We start from the raw sequence: 21,402 nt of genomic DNA on the forward strand, positions 1-21,402 counted from the left end.
GATTAAAACGGTCGAAGGGAGGGGAAGCGAATGAAACAGGATGCCGCGGATCTGGTCATTGTAGGCGGTGGAATCATCGGTACAGCCATCGCTTATTATGCGGCTAATTCCGGCATGAAGGTCGTGCTGGCTGAGCGAGGGGAGATTGCTGGAGGCACTTCGTCCCGTTGTGATGGAAATATATTGGCAATCGATAAAGAGCCCGGGTTTGACAGTCGAATGTCGTTGGTATCGCAGGAGCTGGTGGCAGAGCTGGCTAGGGAACTGGAAGATGAGTTCGAGTATCGTGCGCCTGGCAGTATTCTGGTCTGTGAAAACGATCGGGAGATGCAGGCGGCTGAGCAATGGGTAACCCGTCAGCAGCAGGAAGGACTCCAGTTTCGCATGCTGGATCAGCAGGATTTGCGAGAGGAATGGCCGCATTTAGCGAAAGATTTGCCGGGCGGACTGGAGTGTGCGACAGATTCCACTGTGAATCCGGTGTTGATGACGTATGCACTGGCCGGGGCCGCGCGTCGGATGGGAGCGAGGCTACTGCCCCGCACACCGATACAATCTGTCCTTAAGGACGAAGGGGGAAACGTCCGCGGGGTAGAGACGCCCAATGGTGTTATCCATGCAGGTGCAGTGGTATTGGCGGCAGGTGTGTGGACACGCAGCATCGGTCATTCACTCGGTTTGGACCTTCCGATCATGCCGCGCAAAGGACATATACTGGTGTCTGCCCGAATGCCTTCCATTGGGAACCGCAAGGTAATGGAGTTCGGCTATCTGATGAGCAAGTTTGGCGGTCAGCGGAGTGTGGATGAGCTTTATGAAAAATACGGTGTAGCGCTGGTGTTCGAGCCAACCGCATCCCAAAATATTCTGATCGGCAGCAGCCGTCAGTTTGTCGGTATGGACACAGGTGTCGATCAGCAAGTGATTCGCTTAATCGCCCGCAGAGCCATTCGTTTTTTTCCTGCTTTAGCCAATATACCGCTGATGCGGGCGTATACCGGCTTGCGTCCATGGACACCTGATCATTTGCCGGTTGTATCGGCAGTGGACGAAGTACCGGGGCTGTATATCGCTTCTGGTCATGAGGGGGATGGCATTAGTCTTGCGGCAGTGACGGGTAAGCTGGTGACCGAAATGGTACGGAGTGAATCCACTTGCATTCCGGTTGAGCCGTTGCGATATGACCGATTTGGTGAGGCTTTTACCAGCCACGAGGTTCACGGGGAGGTAACCGGATGAGTGTACCGAGCAGAATTACTACCATTGATACCCATACGGGAGGCAATCCGACGCGGACGGTCATTCACGGCGCGCCTAAGCTGGTAGGTCACACGATGCTGGAAAAAATGACTTATATGGCAGCACATCATGATGATTTTCGCCGTCTGCTGATGTTCGAGCCGCGAGGGCATAAGGTGATGTCTGGCTGCATTTTAACAGAACCTTGTCATCCAGGTGCAGATATGGGGGTGGTCTTTATAGAGACTGGCGGCTATTTACCGATGTGCGGTCACGATACGATTGGAGTATGTACAGCGCTGATGGAAGGCGGGCTGATTGCTGAGGATAAAAAATCGATATTGCTGGACACTCCGGCAGGCCCGGTTCAAGTGCGGCTGGAGGTGGATGCGGGCAAGGTGCGACAAGTAACGTTCACAAACATCCCTTCTTTTGTGTATCGCCGTGAGGTGAAGGTCCAGGTAGAGGGTATCGGGCAAGTCACGCTGGATATTGCGTATGGAGGCAACTTTTACGGCATTGTAGAGGCGGCTTCCATTGGGCTTGTACTGGAGCAGAGCAATGGGGCCGAAATTGTACGAACAGCGGTACAGATTCGGGAGGCAGTAAATGCTGTTGTTGAGGTAGTACATCCTGAGAATCCGGTTATTCAAGGATTGACACATATTGAATTTTACGGGGAGCCTGTGGCTCCGCAGGCCGATTGCCGCAACGTCGTCGTCATCCCACCGGGAGGGATCGATCGTTCTCCTTGTGGCACAGGAACTTCGGCCAAGGTAGCGGTGCTGCACGCCAAGGGAAAACTGGGCTTACATGAGCCGTTTGTACATGAAAGCATCACAGGCTCCATGTTTCGGGCTGAAATCGTGGGCGAGACGCAGATAGGTCCTTATCCGGCAGTCATTCCACAAATTACAGGTTCGGCTTGGGTGACGGGACATCATCAATTTGTGTTGGACCCCGAGGACCCGCTTAAAGAAGGTTTTTTGCTGATGTGAGCATTTTACATCATTCCCGAATGCTGAATATGAAAATAAAGATGGGAAAGGGTTGGTGAGCATATGGCACGTTTTGAAGGTGTATATGTGGCCTTGGTTACACCGTTCACGGCAGAGCTGGAGGTAGACCATAAGCGTCTGACCGAGCTGTGCGAGCATCTGATTGCAAGCGGCATTAGCGGACTGGTTCCTACGGGATCGCTGGGAGAATATGCGGCTTTGTCCCCGGAGGAACGGTCGCAGGTTGTGCATACTGTAATTGACGCTGCGGCAGGGCGTGTCCCGGTTGTTGTCGGCTCGGCAGCTCCGTCCACCAAACAGGCGGTGCATTGGATTCAGCATGCGAAGGATGCAGGGGCTGCGGGTGTCATGGCACTGCCGCCCATTAATTACAATCCACTGCCTCACGAGGTAACGGCCCATTATGAAGCATTATCGGAGGTGGGCCTGCCGATCATTGCGTATAACAACCCCCATGATTACAAGGTTGACTTGACTCCAGATATTCTTGCGGACTTGTCGCGAATTGAAAATATCGTAGCAGTCAAGGAATTTTCCGGTGATGTACGGCGTATTCACGCAATTTTGAACCAGACAGAGCTGGAGGTCATGGTTGGAGTGGATAATCTGGCGATGGAGGGGGCATTGTTCGGCGCGACAGGCTGGATTTCGGGAGTACCGAATGCATTGCCCAAGGAAGGGGTGAAGCTGTTCCGGCTTGCGCAGGCGGGAAATATGGCGGAAGCGTCCGCGTTGTATCGCAGGCTGCTGCCGCTGTTCCACTATGATGCCAGCCCACAATTGGTACAGTCCATCAAATATATGATGGAGCTGGCTGGATTTCCAGTCGGCCCGACACGTCCGCCCAGACTTGCGCTGCCGCAGTCGGATTATGACCGCATTCGCGAAGCATTTGAGGTGGCGGTTCGTCCAAGCGAAGTATCATCCTGAATGGAGGTGAAGACGATGGAGAGCCGAAATTGGATCGGCGGTGAGTGGCTGAGCCCTTCCGGCGAGGAAATGGTGGTTCACAATCCTTCGGCCTTGAAGGAGGAGGTGGGAGTCGTCCATTTTTCAGAGACGGGCGATATTACACAGGCCGGGGATGCGGCACGGTTGGCTCAGGTGGGCTGGGCCGCTTTAAGTCCCGCAGCGCGGGGAGCTTATCTGTTCAAAGCAGCCGGGTTACTAGAGGCAGCATTACCTGAATTGGCTGAACTGGCTAGCCGAGAGATGGGCAAGCCGATTACCGAGATGCGCGGAGAGGTCATGCGAGGTGTCCATCTGCTCCGGTACTATGCGGCAGAGGGCGTACGTTCTATCGGCACAGTTATCCCTTCGAATGAGCCGGGAGTGCTCCAATACACGAAGCGTATTCCGCTGGGGGTAACGGCTGTCATTACGCCGTGGAATTTTCCGGTAGCTATTCCGCTATGGAAAATCGCCCCTGCACTCTTGTGCGGAAACACGGTCATCTGGAAGCCTGCCGAACATGCTTCATTAACTGCAGTACGGGTCGCCGAGCTATTCGAGGCGGTGCAGCTTCCGCCCGGCGTACTGAACTTAGTCATTGGGCAAGGTAACCGCATCGGCGATGCCTTACTGGAGCATCCGGTACTGGATGCGGTCAGCTTCACGGGTTCTACTGCTACAGGTTTGGGCATTGCGGGACGATGTGCACGCCGTAATATCAAGTACCAGACCGAAATGGGCGGTAAAAATGCCGCTGTGGTGCTGAAGGACGCGGATGTAGCACAGGCGGTGGCGATGATTGCCAGCGGAGCTTTCCGTTCAGCCGGGCAAAAATGCACGGCCACCAGTCGGGTGATTGTGGAACAGTCTGTCTATGAGACGTTCACGGAAGCCTTACGCCAAGCAGTGGAAAAAATTCAGATCGCTCCGGCGCTTGACCCCAGTGCGTATCTTGGACCTGTGGCATCCGCAGGTCAGTATGAGAAGGTCATGTCCTATGTATCACTCGCCCGCCGGGAAGCCGACATTTTGGCTGAAGGCGGAGCCACCGCCGGGACGGAGAACGGGTATTATGTGCGCCCACTGGTGGTGACTGGACTTGATTCGTCCCATCCATTGATTCAGGAGGAGATTTTTGGACCCATGCTGGGTGTGGTGCAGGCAGTCGACTTCGAGGATGCGATTCGATTGTGCAATGATTCTATTTACGGGCTAAGCGCCTCTCTATTCACCCGCGATTTGCGGCTGGCTCATCGCTTTCTGAATGAGGCGAACGCTGGTATGGTCCGGGTTAATCAGGAGACGGCTGGTGTTGAATACCAGGCTCCGTTCGGCGGTCTGAAGCAATCCAGCTCACATACTCGGGAGCAGGGCCAGGCGGCGCTGGACTTTTATTCAGCGATTAAAACCTGCGCAATTAGCTATGAGTAAACGGGCGACGGGACGAAGTGAGACGATTGGGAGTGCATCAGGTCATTTGCTCGTATGTCGCTGCGAAGAAGTGAGTATCGCACAGATGGAGCAGGCCTGCCGCATGGGCGCGGACACCGTGCGCCAGCTTAAAATGACTACACGAGTGACGATGGGGGCATGTCAGGGTAGGGTATGCCGACAAATGGTGGAGTCATGGTTTTACAATCAGGTTCCTGCCGCCCGCCGGGAGGCGGAGCTGTTATCCCAAAGGCCTCCGGTGCGTCCCGTAACGTTTGGGCAGCTGGCAGAGGGAGATTCTTTATGAGCCATATGCGTATTGTAAATCATCCTATTTTGGGACCAAAGCCGGAGCGGCGGCAGGTATCTTTTATTTTTGACGGTCGTCCCATGCAGGGATTGGCTGGAGAGCCATTGGCAGCAGCACTGCTGGCCAGCGGCGTCCGTTTGCTGAGAAGGCATGAGGAATCCGGTACGGGCAGAGGTGTATACTGTGCCATTGGGCATTGTAACGAATGCCGCCTGACGGTTCATCCGTTCGGTACCGTCCGTTCCTGCCTGACCAAGCTGGAGGAAGGTATGGTGGTGGAAACCGGACGGCAGCTTTCGAATGAAATCACAGGGAGAATTGTGACATGAATGAAATGGCGCATCTCATCGTCATTGGGGCGGGTCCCGCCGGATTGTCCGCAGCGGTATCGGCTGCTGAGCAAGGATTGCCAGTCACGGTACTGGATGAGTTTACAGAGCCGGGTGGACGTATGCCCGGGCAATATCATGAGGAAGGCAGTCAAGGCTGGTGGGTTGGAAAACACGTTTCGGATGAGTTGATTACCCGTTGCAGGGAACTTAGGGTAGACATTCGCTGCGGCGTTTCCGTACATGGTATGGAATATACAACGACGTGGGAAATTTCCACTTCCTGTGGATTGTTCACTGCGGATTACGTATTGCTGGCGACTGGAGCTGCCGAAATTCCCGTTCCGCTGGATGGTTGGACATTGCCCGGCGTAATGTCCATCGGGGCTGCGCAGGTGATGACCAATGTTCATTACGTCAAGCCGGGAGAACGCGGCATCATAGTAGGCATGAACGTATTGTCGATGGCGATTGCCCGCGAGCTGTCCGTCGCCGGAGTGAAGGTGGCGGCGATTACACTGCCGTGTGCTAATCCGCTGGCTGGTGCGGCGGCAGATCCGACAGCCTCCGCCAAGCTACTGCTTCAGCTGTCGGGGCTGGCCCCGGCCGCCTGGATGCGCGCCGGCGGCAAGCTGGCAGCTGCGATGCGGATGGAGAAACTCATCGCGTGCTGCTATCCCCACAGAGGCTTCCGTCTGTGGGATATCCCGATCCGGTTGCGGACGGCGGTGCTGTCCGTCAACGGACAGGACCGGGTCGAATCCGTGACCCTGGTCCACGTTAAACCGGACGGCTCGCCTATTCCCGGCAGCGAGCGCGTCGAACCCGCCGACTTCGTGGCGCTGAGCGGCGGCTTGTACCCGCTCGCTGAGCTGGCGGCGGTAGCCGGGTGCAAATTCGTGTACAGCCCTGAGCTAGGCGGGCATGTTCCACTACATGGTGAGCGAATGGAAACCCCGCTCAAAGGGTTGTATGTTGCCGGCAATATTACCGGCATCGAAAGCGGGCTGGTCGCGATGGCCCAAGGTCGATTAGCCGCCGCTTCTATGCTCCATGCCGCTGGACTCGGCGGAACAGGCGGAGAACAGCGGGTGCAGGAGGCGATCCGTGAGGTCCATTTTGCACGGAAGCATGCGCTGATTCAGTTTCATCCCGGCATTACAGAGGCGAGAACGCAGCTGTACCAGCAGTGGGGGCAAACCTCTGGCAGCGGCGCGTAACGGCTCGTTGTGTTTGATATGCGTTTTTTTATCCCAAATTCGCCTTAAAGGAGGAACGGAAAGTGACTCTTAAAGCAAAAGCCCATATGAAAGCAAGGCCGTTCGCACTGAACGAGTTGGTATTGGCTGAAGGTCCCTTCAAACAAGCGATGGAGCTGAACCGATCTTATCTGTTGGAACTTCAACCAGACCGCCTGCTGGCGCGTTTTCGGGAATATGCCGGACTTGCGCCCAAAGCGCCTCAATATGAAGGCTGGGAAGCGATGACTATTTCCGGTCATACACTGGGACATTATTTGTCCGCTTGCTCCATGATGTATGCTTCAACAGACGATGAGCGTTTTAAGGAAATCGCACATTACATTACGGATGAACTAGACGTTTGTCAGGCGGCGCATGGTGACGGATATGTATCCGGTATTCCAGGGGGAAAGGAACTTTTTGAAGAGGTGTCTGCTGGAAATATTCGCTCGAAGGGTTTTGACCTGAACGGTGCATGGGCCCCCTTGTATACACTACACAAGTTATTCGCTGGCCTGCGTGATGCGTATCATTTGACAGGCTGTGATAAGGCATTAGGTGTAGAACGCAAGCTGGCGGACTGGCTCGAAGGAATTTTGAAGCCGATGAGCGATGAGCAGATGCAGCAGATGATGTTTTGCGAATATGGAGGCATGAATGAGGTATTGGCCGATTTGTATGCGGATACCGGGGAAGAGCGCTACTTGCGGCTGGCTGAGTGCTTCTGGCACAAGCAGGTGCTGGACCCGCTTAGCTCGCAGGAGGACTGCTTGCAGGGCATTCACGCCAATACACAAATTCCGAAGCTGATCGGGCTTGCCAAGGAATATGAGCTCACGAATGATACGAAACGCCGGGCAACGGTGGAGTTTTTTTGGGAGCGGGTGGTGGATCATCATTCGTATGTCATTGGCGGGAATAGCTTTGGAGAATATTTTGGAGCGCCAGATGGCTTGAATGATCGCATCGGGCCTCATACGACGGAGACGTGCAATACCTATAACATGCTTAAGCTGACCAATCATCTGTTTCAATGGAATGCTTCCGCCAAGGAAGCGGACTTTTATGAGCGAGGTCTATTCAATCATATTTTGGCTTCGCAGGACCCGGTTCACGGGGGCGTAACGTATTTTCTGTCGCTGGCGATGGGCGGACACAAGCATTTTGAAAGCAAATTTGATGATTTTACGTGCTGTGTCGGCACAGGGATGGAAAACCATGCGAGCTACGGCAGCGGCATTTATTTTCACGATCACGATAAGCTGTATGTCAATCAGTTCATTGCCTCCACGCTAGAATGGAAGGACAGAGGCGTTACGCTAAAACAAAACACTTCCTACCCAGATACGGATCATACGACGCTGGAGATTCAATGCGATCAACCAGCTCCATTTACGCTACTCATCCGCTATCCATATTGGGCTGAACAAGGAATTACCATTCGTGTAAATGGCAAGGAACAATCGGTCGTATCGGAACCGGGCAGCTTCATCTCTATCGCCAGAACGTGGGTTGACGGTGATGTTGTAGAGGTGACGATTCCGATGTCGCTGAGGCTGGAGCAGATGCCGGATAACCCGGGTCGGGCGGCTGTCATGTATGGACCGCTGGTGCTGGCAGGCGACTTGGGACCCTTAGAAGATCCTAAAGCCAAGGATTTCCTGTACACACCCGTATTCATTCCTCTAACGGAGGAGCTAGATGCCTGGATACAGCCCGTGGAAGGCAAGACGAATACGTTTCGTACCTTGAATGCAGGGCATCCCCGGGATGTGGAATTGTCTCCTCTGTATAAAATGCATGACCATACGTATTCCGTATACTGGGACATTTTTACGAAGGAAGCTTGGCAGGAGGCGGAACAGGAATACACAGCGGCACGTGAAAAGCTGGCGATTCTGGATCAGTGCACGATTGATTTTGCTCAACCCGGAGAAATGCAGCCAGAGCGGGATCATAACTTCCAGGGAGATGCTTCGACTCGCACCGGATATGTGAATAACCGACCTTACCGGAATGCGGGAATTGATGGCTGGTTTTCTTTTGATTTAAATACAGATCCATCTGCTCTGATGCTGTTGGTCATTACCTACACAGCTACGCTGGAAATGCCTAACTGCGGTTTTGATATTTTGATTAACGGTCATCTGCTTGAGCATTTTAGTGAAGGTTTTGATGAGGCCGATAAGTTTTACAACGTTAATGCCGCTATTCCGGCTGCATATCTGGAGGGGAAGGATCAAGCGACGGTGACCTTCAAGGCCAAGCCGGGACAGCGTATTCGCAGATTGTTTGGGCTGAGGATGGTCAACAAGGACGTGTATGAGCAACTCTATCAAGCTGGAAGTTCAGGTATACATGAATGATCTTTGAAATGTTTCGTGAGAGAAAAGTAACGTTTGATTTTTAGTCCGGTATGATTTATGATGTAAGAAATATTGGATGATGCTGGAATAATCCATATGGTGGTATGAACTGATATATTCATAGTTTTGTTGCGCGTGAAGCACACGGGCTGTTTCTTCCTTCATAGGGGAGAGGCAGCCCTTTTTTGTTGAGATTTTGCGGAAATATAAAACTTTTTAAAGAGTCAGTTCTATGATTTAGGGGGGAGGGGGTGCTCAATAGAGTCTATTTGTTTGGAATGCTGTGTATTAGAAGCTTTTCTTATAGATTTTGTAATAGGGAAACCCTATAATATATAAGTTGTATCCAGTATTTTCCGAAAGTGGGGATGCGATAAGTTTATGAGATTAGAGATGTTATACATAGTTTAAAGTTTAAGCTGACAAAGGGGATAGAGAGATGAGTATGAAAAAATGGATGTTGAGTTTGACCGCAGTCACGTTGCTATGGGGGGCGACAAGTACGATTCCAACGACGGAGGCAGCAAGCAGCACCAAACCCATTGAAGTTTTGTTAAACGCGAAAAAAATACAGTTTCCAGATGCTAAACCTTTTCAGGATAGTAACGATTATGTGATGGTTCCGATTCGTTTTGTATCTGAAGCGCTAGGGGCTAAGGTAGGCTGGGAGAAAACAGGCGGCCAATTGGCTGTGTCGATTAAAAATGATGCACATGCCGTTAACATGACAGTGGGTCAAAATACCGCTACCGTGGATGGACAGACCAAAACGTATGAGACAAAGATTATTTTGAAGCAAAACCGTACTTTTGTGCCGCTGCGGTTGGTAAGTGAGGGTCTGGGGCAAACGGTAGAGTGGGATAAGGTCAGCCGCTGGGTCTGGATTGGGAAGAAGGAAATTGCTGCGCTGGAGGATACAGGGCATCAGGCAGTGAGTATTGAGCCGTATAAGAAGGCGATTAGTACAACACCTGGGCTTTTAAAAAATGTTATTGGTCAGCCATACAATAAAGTGATAATTTTTAAACAATATGATTTGCCTGTTAAGATGCTGCGTGATATTTATTCAATTGAGCCTTATACAACCTCTAAGGGTGTATCCTACCTACAGATGAGAGTGAAAACGAATTCTACTGCAGGGGGGATTTTTTACCTGACAAGGAATAAAGACGCACGTCTTCGTCCTGCACTAGAACAAATGACGCAAGACAACGGGGATGGTACGAAAATGGTTTATTATCCGATCTATTCATCTGCTGATGAGCTTTACCTAGGCACTAAAAACTATAAATCTTTTAAGTTGCAAGATATTGACTACATTGGTTTTGACCTCGCATCGAGGGACTATATCCCGATGATGGTTAATCCGTGGAAAGGAAATTAACCATATGAGCAACACCAAACGCATTTTGGCCGTATTGCTGGTGGGAGTACTGCTATTGTTGCAGCTCCCACCTTTTTATTTCTCCGCTGACAAGGCGGCAGCCGATACGGAAATCACACCTTTGTCTTATTATGCGGATAAAAATGATCGCTATTTTGTCGGCATGATGTATTTCGACATGTGGAAGAACACAGCCGGGGAATGGGTAACCCAAAAGAAGCAGCCTGGAAAAGGAATGCAGGGTGAAGCAACCTTCACTTACAAGTTTCAGTTTCCGGGCCGTAAAATCAAGAACGTTACCGCTCGCTTATATACGATAGCCGATTATATGAATTATGGTGATTATTTTATAAAATCTCGGTCAGACAATTATGAGGAATATGCAAGACATATGAGTAAGGGCACAAAAGATTTAGATATCCGTCCGTTTCAAAAACAAGGAATTGGTTCAGACACTACTATCATCCCAATCACCGTAAACATGAAACTTGATCCAGTAGATCAGGCTCGAAACATCAAAGAAGAGAGTTGCCCCACCTGCGCAAAGGAAGTAGAAGCCTGGCGTATCTATCAGCCCATTTTATTCAAAATCGAACTAGAGAGTGGTCTAATCGTCAAGCATTTTACCACTGATGGAAAATCTCTTAACAACGTATTTACACCAATAGAAGATGAACTAAAAGCTGATCAACTGTATGATTTTACCCCGCCAACCAACCCGAAATATGAGTATGTGGGTTATAAGAAAAGCACGACAGGTAAACCGCCAAGCGGAGATATTTTACCGGGAATTGTACCCGGATTTACCTATGACGGTTCTTTTAAACAGTTTACCGCTTACTTGTATTACAAAGAAGCTCGGGGCTGTCCTAAGCCTGGAGAAAGCCAAGAGGGAGCTCCCTCAGATTGCCAAGATCATGAACAGCCAACGAAAGGTGTTGTCTGCTCCCGCCCCGTTCCAGGTCTGCGCTTGGAAACTGCCGAATTGGACCCGACAGTATCTGCCGTTATTAAAGCCGATCAGCGAGGCGCGTCACGTTTTGATGTAGCCAAGGGTATTCCAACTTCTGAAAGCCTGTACGGAAACGTGCTGGCCCGGAATTACCTGTTTCAATACACCTACCAACAGCTCAAAGGCGAGTGCACCTACAACGTCAAGCTGAAGCGCACGTATGATCTGGAATGGGAAGATATCAACGATACCCGGCACATGAAGGTCGTGGAGTATTACAAATACGAAATTGTGAAACCGTACTCCTACTGGGTGATCGACAACCTTGAGGTGTACGGTATTAAGAACGCGCAGCTACGCAACTATGCACTGCCGGGAGGTAGTATTACGATTCCACCACGGAATTACACGCCGCCGTCTGTAGAATCAGCGACCAACGGAAAATACTATCCGGCTCCTTCTCCGGGCATCATCGATGGGGGTTCACTTTATATTTATGGCGGCAAGAGTATGCCGAAGGTGCCCAATGAACAAAGATCACTGGAGCCTGTGGCCCAGAAGGCTACACCAGACGTAGAAGTCGAAAACGATACTGTGAAATTCAACGGTCAAACGATCATGGATCACCAGCGTGTCAAGGAAAAGGGGCCGACTCCTGGCAAAATCCCTGAACCCGTAAAAATCGGGTCGGATACCCTGTACAGCCCGGGCCATATGATTGAAAAGCACAAGATCAATAAGTCCAATACGCCCAGCAGCGGTGACATCACTTACGCTATTCTCAAGGGAAATATCAATGGAGGTGCGGATAAAACGTTCCCGATACAGGGAATTAATACGGTGACTGTCCACACTCCCGTAGTGAATCTGTCTAGTGTGTCGGACGATGCTGCTCATAATCAGAAAACCCAACCTACGAAGGGACGATCCGCGCTTATTTTGGAGCGCCCTTTCCGGGTGACGATCTCGACAGCAGGTCCGCATTTGAACATTCCTGGCTATGGTGATCGGGAGTATGCCAAATATGTACGAACCAAGCAGGTGAGATTTCCGTTCGATGTGTACGACAAAGGAAAGACAATATTTTATCCACGAGGTACCTGGATCGACATTCCGGTGCTGCAGCTCGACACAGACTTTTATTTGCCCGTATGGGTGGATGAAGGCAACTATACAGTAGAGTTCCGTACCATTGCCGAAAATGCACCGGACGGGTTCACCGAACAGCGCCATGCCAACATGGATATAGCCCATCATGTTGCCAATGATGTGGTGAATATTGAGGTCATCGGACGGATGTACGATTTTCATATCACGGATATTGCCGATTACCATTGGGAGCGGGTATTTCGGCAGCGAAAAGGAAGTCCAACGCATAGCGGTCTGTCCTATTGGACGGGGCTTGGCAATATTGACGGGTTGCCTAGAGGGAACCCGGAGCCATTCACCTTGCCCGTTCGCCCTGGCAGTCACCCATATGAAGGTTATACAAATGTGGCGGTCAAGACAGGCTATCATTTCAAGTTTGACCTCAAGACCAAAGGCAATATGTTTAGCGCCAAGGATGGTATTCGCATCACGCCATCGTTCTATTGGGTGAGCAAAGATGGGCGACAGCGGGAAGAGGTAGATCTGTATACACATTCCGGCAGTCGAAAATTTATCCGTTTGGGATCGGCGGAGGACCGGGAAAAGCGCTATGTTATTTTGAATGAACGGCTGCGCAATGTGCCGATGGAGGAAATGCAGGACACGGCAGCCTACCAATACAAGCATGAGCTGAGTGAAGCACAACAAAGCCAGTTGACACTGGAACGCTATGTTTCTCTGTATGCCCAGCGTATTGCACGCAGCAGGACCTGGGTTGGACGCTACGACTGGCTGGTGCTGCCTGCGGCTGTGCGTACCTTGATTGGTCCGAAGACAGACCTGCCGAATGGGGTCAACGTGGATCGCGCTAATGCGTCGATTCAGCGCTGGTATGGCGAATATAGCCTGCCTGCTGATGTGTACGCAGTCACCAAAGGCACGAATTTGCGCGAGGTCAGTCGCCGTCAGGAGCTAAACGAGCATACAGATATATTCAAGAAAACGGGCTTTATCGTCGTCCGCTTTAATGTGGAGTCACTGCGTCAGGGGGACGCTGAGCATCCACATTTACAGTATATAAATGGCCCGCTGTTGAACCAGTGGCAACTGGAGGGTTACCGCAGAGAGATAAAAGACCCGTACGGGCATATCTTTCATTTACAGGACGGGGATGTAGTATTTTATCATGCGGATCAGTCAAGCAGGGACGATTTCAGTTCATTTGTCCCTCACTAGCTTGTAGTAACCAGGACGAATCCTAATCCATAGCTAGCGCGAACATACGAAAACGGACAATGGGAACAATCCACTGTCCGTTTTTTATATTTCCTTTTGAGTTTATGCGAATATGATTTTGCCTACTTTGGCCGTTACTGGCCACCTGGTTCGTACTGGGTGCAGTATTCGTGGTTGTAGCTCAAATTATTGGATATCACTAGAGTATAAAAGCCGAGATTAGACATATATTCAGCCCTTAACATGCCGTTTTCATGCAGGCTTGGTGAGGGCTGTTTTATTTGGAATGAGTAAACAACACGGATTTGTGTAGAGAAATCCTCGGATATTTAAACGCGTTTGGGGGAACGGCAAAACTATAATAGTAAGGAAATTTAATTTATGTAAGCGCAATCATTTCAGGTATTAGCTTGTCATCACAATACAATTGAGGAGGACGACCTGAATGGCTCGAGGGAAAGGCGTGTGGCGAAAGGGAAGCTTGACCGCCGCGTTGGCAGCGATGCTGGCGATGACGGGGACGACTGGAGGAGTGGCTGCGGAAGACTTATCCGAACCCACACTGCAGGCGGAATCAGCAATTGCAGTAGAACAGAACCGTAGCGGCAGCATTCAGCTGGAAAAGCTGGATCGCGGATTGGTAGCTGCGGTGACGCAGGAGGGGATATTTTTAAGCTGGCGGTTATTGGCTCAAGAAGTGAACGGTTACGGTCCAACGGGGCTGACAGGAGCGGACTTTAACGTATACCGTGACGGTAAGAAGATCGCGACGGTGACTGACAGCACCAACTATGTGGATAAGGAAGGAACCGGAAATGCGGTGTACAGAGTAGCTTCAGTCGTAAAAGGTAAGGAAAAGGATCGTAGCGCTAAAGTGAAGCCATGGCAGCAGGGTTACTATGAACTTCCTCTCCAAAAGCCTGCCGATGGTGTAACACCCGCAGGTGAATCCTATACTTATTCGGCCAACGATATGAGTGTGGGGGATGTGGACGGAGACGGGCAATATGAATTTTTTGTAAAATGGGACCCGTCGAACTCCAAGGATGTATCTCAGAAGGGGTATACCGGAAATACGTATGTCGATGCGTATACGGCCGAAGGCAAGCTGTTGTATCGGATCGACTTGGGCGTGAATATTCGATCAGGTGCACATTATACACAGATAATGGTGTACGATTTTGACGGCGATGGTAAAGCCGAGCTGATGTTCAAAACGGCTCCAGGGACCAAAACGATTTCATTTGATAAGAAGGGCAAGCCGAAAAAAGAAAAGTATATTACTCTGCCACGTGAGGATCGCAAAGCAGGGATTACACATGAGGACGATTACCGTTTGAGTCGCTCGGATTATTATGAGCATGTGGTGAACATGTTCATGAACTGGACGAAGCATGAAGAAGTGGTCAAGGGACAATGGCCTGCTACGCTGGAGGAATGCTTTGGCATCGCTCCGAAGTACAGTTATCCGTTATCCCGAAAGGATGCGGAAAGCCTGACAGACTACTTTATGGATGTATATGCACCTTCACGGAGCGACAAAAACAAGCTGAGAGAGTTCGAGGGCTTTATTGTAGACGGACCGGAGTATTTGACGATTTTCAAGGGGAAAACGGGAGCTGAGCTGGATACCATCCGCTATGAGCCGGAGCGTCATGACGATGGCCTCATGTGGGGTGACTATGCTATGGCCCGGATTGAACCCGCCAACCGTGTAGACCGCTTCCTGGCCGGTGTGGCTTACCTGGACGGGCGCAAGCCGTACGCTGTATTTGCACGCGGCTATTATACGCGTTCCACCTTGGCTACCTACACATGGGATGGTCGCCATCTCCAAAAACATTGGATGGTAGACAGTGGCTGGGCACCAATGACCAATCCATTTAACGATAGTTCGCATGGGCGTGATGGAACGGACCCGAAATTTGGCACCTTGACCACACAAGGAGCGCATTCTTTGAGCATGGTGGATGTGGACAGTGACGGCAAGGACGAAATCGTATACGGTTCCGCCACGATTGACCATGATGGCAGCCTGTTGTACAGCTCATTTGATGTCATGCCTCCTGAAAGCGCAACTCCGGGTCAAACCGCCAGATTGGGACATGGCGATGCGCTGCATGTAACCGATATTGACCCGGATCGCCCCGGCAAAGAAATCTTTATGGTACATGAAGGTGGCACTTACGCTCCATATGGCTATTCTTTGCGGGATGCCAAAACAGGTGAAATCATTTACGGCGCATATTCCGGCAAGGATACAGGTCGGGGAATGGTCGGTGACATAGACCCGGATCAGCGAGGTCTGGAGACGTGGGCCATCGGCCTGTGGACCGCAGCGGGCAAACAACTGGATACAAAGATGCCCGGCACCAATATGAGTATCAAATGGGCAGCTGATATGACTACACAAATCGTAAACGGCGCAATTGATGTAACCCCAACCATTGAGGATTGGAAACGAGGTACATTGTTGACCGCCACTGGAACCAAAACGAACAACTATACGAAAGGAACGCCATCGCTGGTAGCCGACATTTTCGGAGATTGGCGGGAGGAAATGCTCGTCCGCACAGCGGATAGCTCAGCAATCCGTATCTATCTGAGCACAGAACCTACGACGCATAAATTGTACACGTTGATGCATGATCCGCAGTATCGCACGGATGTGGCACGTCAAAATACCGGGTATAACCAGCCGTCCTATACGAGCTTTTACTTTGCGTCCGATATGGATTGGGCGAATGTGCCGATTCCCAAGCTCTACACGCCAAAAGCCTTAATAGAGGAAGAGAGCAGTGACGAAGCGGATGAAGTAGAGGCAGCAGAGGTGGATGAGGCAAAGGCAGCAGAGGTAGATGAAAAAGAAGTCGATGGAACGGAAATAGATGGAGAGTCAGCAGTCCCAGTAGTTCCTGTAGTTCCAGCAGAGAATTTATAAACGACTAGCTGAAGCCTAAGATTCTACTTCCGCATATAAATTAGTTAATGGATTTAGAAAGGCAAGCCTCTGAATTTTAGAGGCTTGCCTTTTTGTATTCAAAAGTTTAAGAGTATAGACGACTCTATCCATGTAGGCATTTCTGGTTTTAGACCACCTCTAAAATAGCAGATCTGCTGAAAGCAGCGGAGAGGACGGAACGATTGCGAAAAAGCGTCAGTGGTCGCATATGACCCCAAATATTAAAGAACCATCAATGTCAGGAGGACTTCCCCAACACTGATGGTTCTCATTACAGAAAATCACATTTAGTTCCAACCGTGATTTTCTGGTGAAAAAGTTGTAAAAGATCCTGTGTTGCTGCTGGTAAAGCCACTTAGAGGGACAATACTAACGAGAGCGAATATCACCATCACAGATACTAACGCCTTCTTCATGCTTCAACAGCTCCTTACAAAGATTTTGATACTGCTCTGTTTGCTTATTTGAAGCATACTGCCGATAAACCTCAAATAGTACAACAAACTTTTTAAAGTCCGCATCATTAATCATATTATAAGATGTTAAAAACAGTAAAATAAGCTGTACAGAATCTTGATACCTTTGATGTTTAGCATAGTAAATAGCCCGATGATACAAGAATCTAAAATAGTGAGTTCTATTTGTAGCATCTTCGAGATTTCCAAAATCCTTTATTTTTTCTGAGAATTTTTCAAGTAGATCATCTATATTAATCGAATGAAGCGAAGCTGTCTCCATGATCGTGACGAGTCCGGGCAATAACTCTTCCGGATTATCTTCTAAAAATTGAACATACTCAGGTAGCACGCTCAATTTTCCAGACAGCAAATCATTCGTATACAGATTTGCTTTAGCAAAAAATTTGAATCGATCGACTTCTTCCCAGCCGATTTTGTCCAACCCCGAAAACCAGCCTAATTCCGAATACTTCAAAATATACTCTCTGGCCTGATCGTACAAACCGAGTTTTTGAAGAGCCGTTCCCTTGGCCAGATAGCTGAACCCGTAATAGAAATACCAAAGGCCGTTCTGCCTTAAAGAGATAAGGCAATTTTTGCAAGCTTGCTTCTTGCGCTTCGTTATACATTTTCTCAGCAAGGCTGTGCAAATGATCGGCTATGGCCAATATATCTTCCCAGGCATGTTGAGAGAACCGCAAATGAAGTAATTCAATACATTTATCCAATCTATGATGATCCGTTAATAAATAAGTAGCGTCTTTCCCTTCCAAAACTTCTTCCATCCAACTTCCTCCCATAGTTTTTTTCGTAATATGGAGTATGTACACCAAGATGTGAGTTCCAGAAATTATAACAATCTAATACAAATATAGTCATTTTCTGTCCAGTGGTCAATTTTTTCTTACATAAATGCTAATTTTTTGTATTGTCTGATATGCTAAAAGATTTATTCAAACTACGATATGACCTAAAAAAATAAAACAAAGAAGCTCCAGACCGACGACGAAGGTCTGAAGCTCTCTTTGTTTTGATCAGCTATTATTTTGCGTCCGAAGGCAATGAACCGGCTACGCCCCATACTTCCACATTAACTTTGTTTGAACCACCACGGAACTGAATTGTATATCGTCCGGAACGCATAGCATCAGCACTTCTCCAAACAGTTTCACTGTTTTTGCTGATTGTCTGGCCGTCAACATACGCTTTACCAGAATCATTGTGTTCTACAGTAAAATCAACTGGGGCATTTGCATAGTTTCTAATGCGCAATTTAACATACCCGAAACCCTTAGGAACCTCAAAGCTGCCTGGTGCAGTTGCACTTCCCCCTACAGTAAAGTTAAAGGAATTTCCCACGCTTTGAGGAGTTATAACATGGTCGCTAGTAGTTGTTGTACCAGCATCTTGGGGTGCAGTAGTGGATGTATTTGCAGAATCAGTTACAGCATCTGAATCCGCAAAGATCGCACTGGGCACGGCAATAGCTCCTCCTAGTAAACCTAAAGATAAGGCTGACGCAATTAAATGTTTTTTCTTCACTGATTATTCCTCCCTATATTTGTATAAAACTACCACCTTATTACACTAAAAGATTCCACTTATTGTAGTGTTTCGACAAAAAAATAGTAATATAGTATTAAATATATTATTTATTTCCATATTAATCCTGAATTTAATTGTTCGTATTTACTCAAAAATCTGTTTGGATTTCCTGGACTCATTTGGCTCGTTTTACTCCGAAAATCCGAACAATTTCCCAGACAGTTTATTGGGATGAATAAAAAAATGGAACAATGCCTTCATATTATCAGAGCATCGCAAGAGCATTAATGAGTTTTATTACCCAAAACGATGTTCTCCAACCTGTATTAAGCTCTGATCAATTAGAAGAACTAAATTATGCCGTACTTCAATATTTTGATTGTTCGTTGTGTTGTAGAAATTACCTATTATCGGCAGAAAGCTATTCATCGCATCACTGGTACTTTGATAAAGTGTGATCTTATCAGCCTTAGCTCTACAGTATCATGCCAGTCATCCTAATTCAGATTTTGATGTTTGCGTTACAATAGTTGCAGCTGGAGCTAGAGCTACAAGTGGTCTTTGGTTGCTGCAGCGGGTGCGGCACTAGAGACAGGTGACGGAGTACCTCAGCACGGGTGGCTTGTAGAAGGTTAACGGGATCTGTTCAAGGCGTGATGTAATTTGGGTCTCCAACAATCCTGAGATTGTCAAGATCACTGCGTCCGAGGACGTTAGCGTGCTAATGGAGGCGGTTGCCCCGGGAGAAGCTGTTGTTACGGCTTCCGATTCGGAAGGAAGTGCGGGCTCCATGATTTTTCGCGCCAATGCTGACGGAACGAGTGGCTATTACCTGAATTTGGACCTCAATATGAAATCGATTCGTCTGTTCTATAAAAAAGACGGCCGTTTCGAGGATCAGCAGGTGCTTGCCAAGGTTCCAAGATTCGTTCTGCCGGAAATGTTTCATCATATTAAAATCGTGGCAGAGGGCCTGCGCATTCGCATTCGCATTGACGTAGACGGTGAGCATGTCATCGACCTGGAAGAGGGTACGTTTACCGAGGGACATGTGGGTGTGAATGTATTTGGAGGGCAGGCGTTTTACCAATATGTAAGGATCGAGCCAATTTGAATTTCTTGTCTCAAAAGGAGAGCCGTATTTACGGACTCTCTTTTTTTACGTCTTGATGTTATTGAGAATATGAAATGTAACCGCGCACATGTAAAGTGTACGATATATTACTTGACGTAAAATTTGACACATATGTGAAATGAGGATAAATATCAGGGATTTCATGGAGAAGCGAATTGACTGTATTTGTCTCTGTCTCTAAGATGTAATTATATTCCAGACAAAAACAGAGAATTGTGTAAGGGAATATAACGTAGAGAGGAGGGAATGAATGGACTCTTTAGCTGATCTCTCGGAAACCCCCTTAGCCTTGGAAACCCTCAGACGACATCCCTGTTATAACGAAGAGGCACATCGCTATTTTGCGCGCATTCATCTTCCAGTAGCCCCGGCATGCAATATTCAGTGCCATTATTGCAACCGCAAATTCGATTGCGTCAATGAAAGCCGTCCCGGCGTTGTTAGTGAACTGCTCACGCCGGAGCAGGCGGTGAGCAAGACCTATGGCGTAGCGGCACAGCTGATGCAACTGTCCGTTGTCGGCATTGCGGGACCTGGAGATCCGCTGGCCAATGCGGAGGCAACCTTCGATACCTTCCGCCGGGTCCGTGAGACAGTTAAGGATGTCATATTCTGTCTCAGCACGAATGGCCTTACCTTGATCAGGCATATCGACAGGATTGTAGAGTTGGGTATTTCGCATGTCACGATCACGATCAATGCTGTAGATCCAGTGGTGGGGAGCCGCATTTATGGATGGGTCTACGATGAAGGAAAACGCTATGCAGGAGAGGAGGCCGCGCGGCTGTTGATTGATCGCCAACTGGCAGGCTTGAAGATGCTGGCTTCGAGAGGCGTATTGTGCAAGGTGAACTCGGTGCTGATTCCCGAAGTCAATGATGCCCATCTGCCAGAGGTAGCCAGGGTGGTCAAGGAGCACGGCGCGGTACTGCACAACATTATGCCGCTCATCATCGCACCCGGCAGTCGGTATGAGCAGGAAGGGATGCGGGCCCCCCGTCCCCGTCTGGTCCGGCTGCTGCAGGAGCAATGTGCTGAGGCGGGAGCTGTCATTATGCGCCATTGCCGTCAGTGCAGGGCGGATGCGATTGGACTGCTGGGCGAGGATCGCAATCAGGATTTTACATGGGAGAACATTGCGGCTGCTCCTCCCATGGATGAAGAGGCAAGGGCACAATTTCAGAAAGAACTGGATGAGAAGGTGAGAGTGAGAATGGAACGCAAGGAGGGACAATCGCACCACAAAAAAACGTCAACCGGGGTTGGATGTAGCTGCCCGTTATCGGAGGATAAGCCTGAAGCAAGCTTTACCTCAAAGCCAGTCCTAATCGCTGTGGCCAGTCGTGGCGGAGGGAAGGTGAATCAGCATTTCGGTCGTGCCAAGGAATTCATGATCTATGAAAGCGACGGGACTATCGTAAATTTCATAGGCATTCGTAAGGTGCAATCCTACTGCCATGGGAAAGCCGATTGCAATGGAGACAAGGTCGAGACGATGAAGGAGATCCTTTCCATGGTGCATGACTGTGCATTGCTGCTGTCGTCCGGCATAGGCGAAGCCCCCAAAGAGGCATTGCAGGAAGCTGGCGTGCTGCCTATTGTATGCGGCGGGGATATTGAGGAATCCGTTCTGGAATATGTAAAATTTCTGCGTTATATGTATCCTGTGCAGAGCAATAAGGGAAGTAAGCGCAATAAGGGAGTTAAGGGCAATCATTCGGATTTACCCATTGAACATTTTGGAGGCTGAGAAAA

At 49.3% G+C, this 21,402-nt stretch carries 15 protein-coding genes and 1 pseudogene; 13 read left to right on the plus strand and 3 right to left on the minus strand.

The features are described from left to right. The first annotated feature begins 30 nt into the window (after positions 1 to 30). From WA407_RS09495 to WA407_RS09545, 11 genes are all read left to right on the plus strand, one after another. Entirely contained in the window at positions 31 to 1,239 is a 1,209-nt protein-coding gene (locus tag WA407_RS09495) for an NAD(P)/FAD-dependent oxidoreductase (RefSeq protein WP_336077234.1), read from the plus strand. After that, a complete protein-coding gene (locus WA407_RS09500; RefSeq protein ID WP_336077235.1) occupies positions 1,236 to 2,237 on the plus strand; it encodes a proline racemase family protein in 1,002 nt (333 codons plus the stop codon). The genes WA407_RS09495 and WA407_RS09500 overlap by 4 nt, the downstream gene beginning before the upstream one ends. A gap of 63 nt (positions 2,238 to 2,300) precedes the next feature. After that, positions 2,301 to 3,188: a dihydrodipicolinate synthase family protein gene (locus WA407_RS09505; protein WP_336077236.1), complete on the plus strand. Its 888-nt coding sequence runs from the start codon at positions 2,301 to 2,303 to the stop codon at positions 3,186 to 3,188. Between the two features lie 15 nt (positions 3,189 to 3,203). After that, a complete protein-coding gene (locus WA407_RS09510; RefSeq protein ID WP_336077237.1) occupies positions 3,204 to 4,640 on the plus strand; it encodes an aldehyde dehydrogenase family protein in 1,437 nt (478 codons plus the stop codon). Next, the gene (locus tag WA407_RS09515) at positions 4,633 to 4,947 is read left to right on the plus strand and encodes a (2Fe-2S)-binding protein (protein WP_336077238.1); all 315 of its coding nucleotides are present in this window, start codon (positions 4,633 to 4,635) and stop codon (positions 4,945 to 4,947) included. Before WA407_RS09510 ends, WA407_RS09515 begins: the two co-directional genes overlap by 8 nt. Beyond that, positions 4,944 to 5,279, plus strand: coding sequence for a (2Fe-2S)-binding protein (locus WA407_RS09520; RefSeq protein WP_336077239.1), 336 nt, complete (start codon positions 4,944 to 4,946; stop codon positions 5,277 to 5,279). The genes WA407_RS09515 and WA407_RS09520 overlap by 4 nt, the downstream gene beginning before the upstream one ends. Beyond that, positions 5,276 to 6,499 carry an NAD(P)/FAD-dependent oxidoreductase gene (locus WA407_RS09525; protein WP_336077240.1) on the plus strand — a complete coding sequence of 408 codons (1,224 nt, stop codon included), beginning with the start codon at positions 5,276 to 5,278 and terminating at the stop codon, positions 6,497 to 6,499. Before WA407_RS09520 ends, WA407_RS09525 begins: the two co-directional genes overlap by 4 nt. A gap of 86 nt (positions 6,500 to 6,585) precedes the next feature. Next, on the plus strand, positions 6,586 to 8,886 hold the full coding sequence (locus WA407_RS09530) for a glycoside hydrolase family 127 protein (RefSeq protein WP_336077462.1): 2,301 nt from the start codon (positions 6,586 to 6,588) through the stop codon (positions 8,884 to 8,886). 439 nt (positions 8,887 to 9,325) lie between these two features. Beyond that, positions 9,326 to 10,270 carry a copper amine oxidase N-terminal domain-containing protein gene (locus WA407_RS09535; RefSeq protein ID WP_336077241.1) on the plus strand — a complete coding sequence of 315 codons (945 nt, stop codon included), beginning with the start codon at positions 9,326 to 9,328 and terminating at the stop codon, positions 10,268 to 10,270. A gap of 4 nt (positions 10,271 to 10,274) precedes the next feature. Next, the gene (locus tag WA407_RS09540; protein ID WP_336077242.1) at positions 10,275 to 13,547 is read left to right on the plus strand and encodes a DUF5704 domain-containing protein; all 3,273 of its coding nucleotides are present in this window, start codon (positions 10,275 to 10,277) and stop codon (positions 13,545 to 13,547) included. Between the two features lie 445 nt (positions 13,548 to 13,992). Then, positions 13,993 to 16,488 (plus strand): rhamnogalacturonan lyase, encoded by a 2,496-nt coding sequence (locus tag WA407_RS09545; RefSeq protein ID WP_336077243.1) that lies wholly within the window; start codon positions 13,993 to 13,995, stop codon positions 16,486 to 16,488. A 390-nt stretch (positions 16,489 to 16,878) separates the two neighbouring features. Here the strand turns inward: WA407_RS09545 and WA407_RS09550 are convergent, their stop codons facing one another. The 3 genes from WA407_RS09550 to WA407_RS09560 all read right to left on the minus strand — a co-directional run bounded on the left by WA407_RS09550 (position 16,879) and on the right by WA407_RS09560 (position 18,509). Continuing rightward, on the minus strand, positions 16,879 to 17,409 hold the full coding sequence (locus WA407_RS09550) for a hypothetical protein (RefSeq protein ID WP_336077244.1): 531 nt from the start codon (positions 17,407 to 17,409) through the stop codon (positions 16,879 to 16,881). Then, entirely contained in the window at positions 17,360 to 17,752 is a 393-nt protein-coding gene (locus WA407_RS09555) for a hypothetical protein (RefSeq protein ID WP_336077245.1), read from the minus strand. The genes WA407_RS09550 and WA407_RS09555 overlap by 50 nt, the downstream gene beginning before the upstream one ends. A 256-nt stretch (positions 17,753 to 18,008) precedes the next feature. Continuing rightward, positions 18,009 to 18,509 carry a hypothetical protein gene (locus WA407_RS09560; protein WP_061831006.1) on the minus strand — a complete coding sequence of 167 codons (501 nt, stop codon included), beginning with the start codon at positions 18,507 to 18,509 and terminating at the stop codon, positions 18,009 to 18,011. A 667-nt stretch (positions 18,510 to 19,176) separates the two neighbouring features. On the opposite strand from WA407_RS09560, the pseudogene WA407_RS09565 reads away from it, so the two are divergent. Beyond that, a pseudogene (locus WA407_RS09565) lies at positions 19,177 to 19,626 on the plus strand (GH32 C-terminal domain-containing protein); the annotation flags it as partial. 271 nt (positions 19,627 to 19,897) lie between these two features. Beyond that, positions 19,898 to 21,397, plus strand: coding sequence for a nitrogenase cofactor biosynthesis protein NifB (gene nifB / locus WA407_RS09570; RefSeq protein ID WP_336077247.1), 1,500 nt, complete (start codon positions 19,898 to 19,900; stop codon positions 21,395 to 21,397). Positions 21,398 to 21,402: the final 5 nt, after the last annotated feature.

Origin of the sequence: Paenibacillus sp. 203 (assembly GCF_037027525.1) — a bacterium.
Lineage (GTDB): Bacteria > Bacillota > Bacilli > Paenibacillales > Paenibacillaceae > Paenibacillus > Paenibacillus polymyxa_B.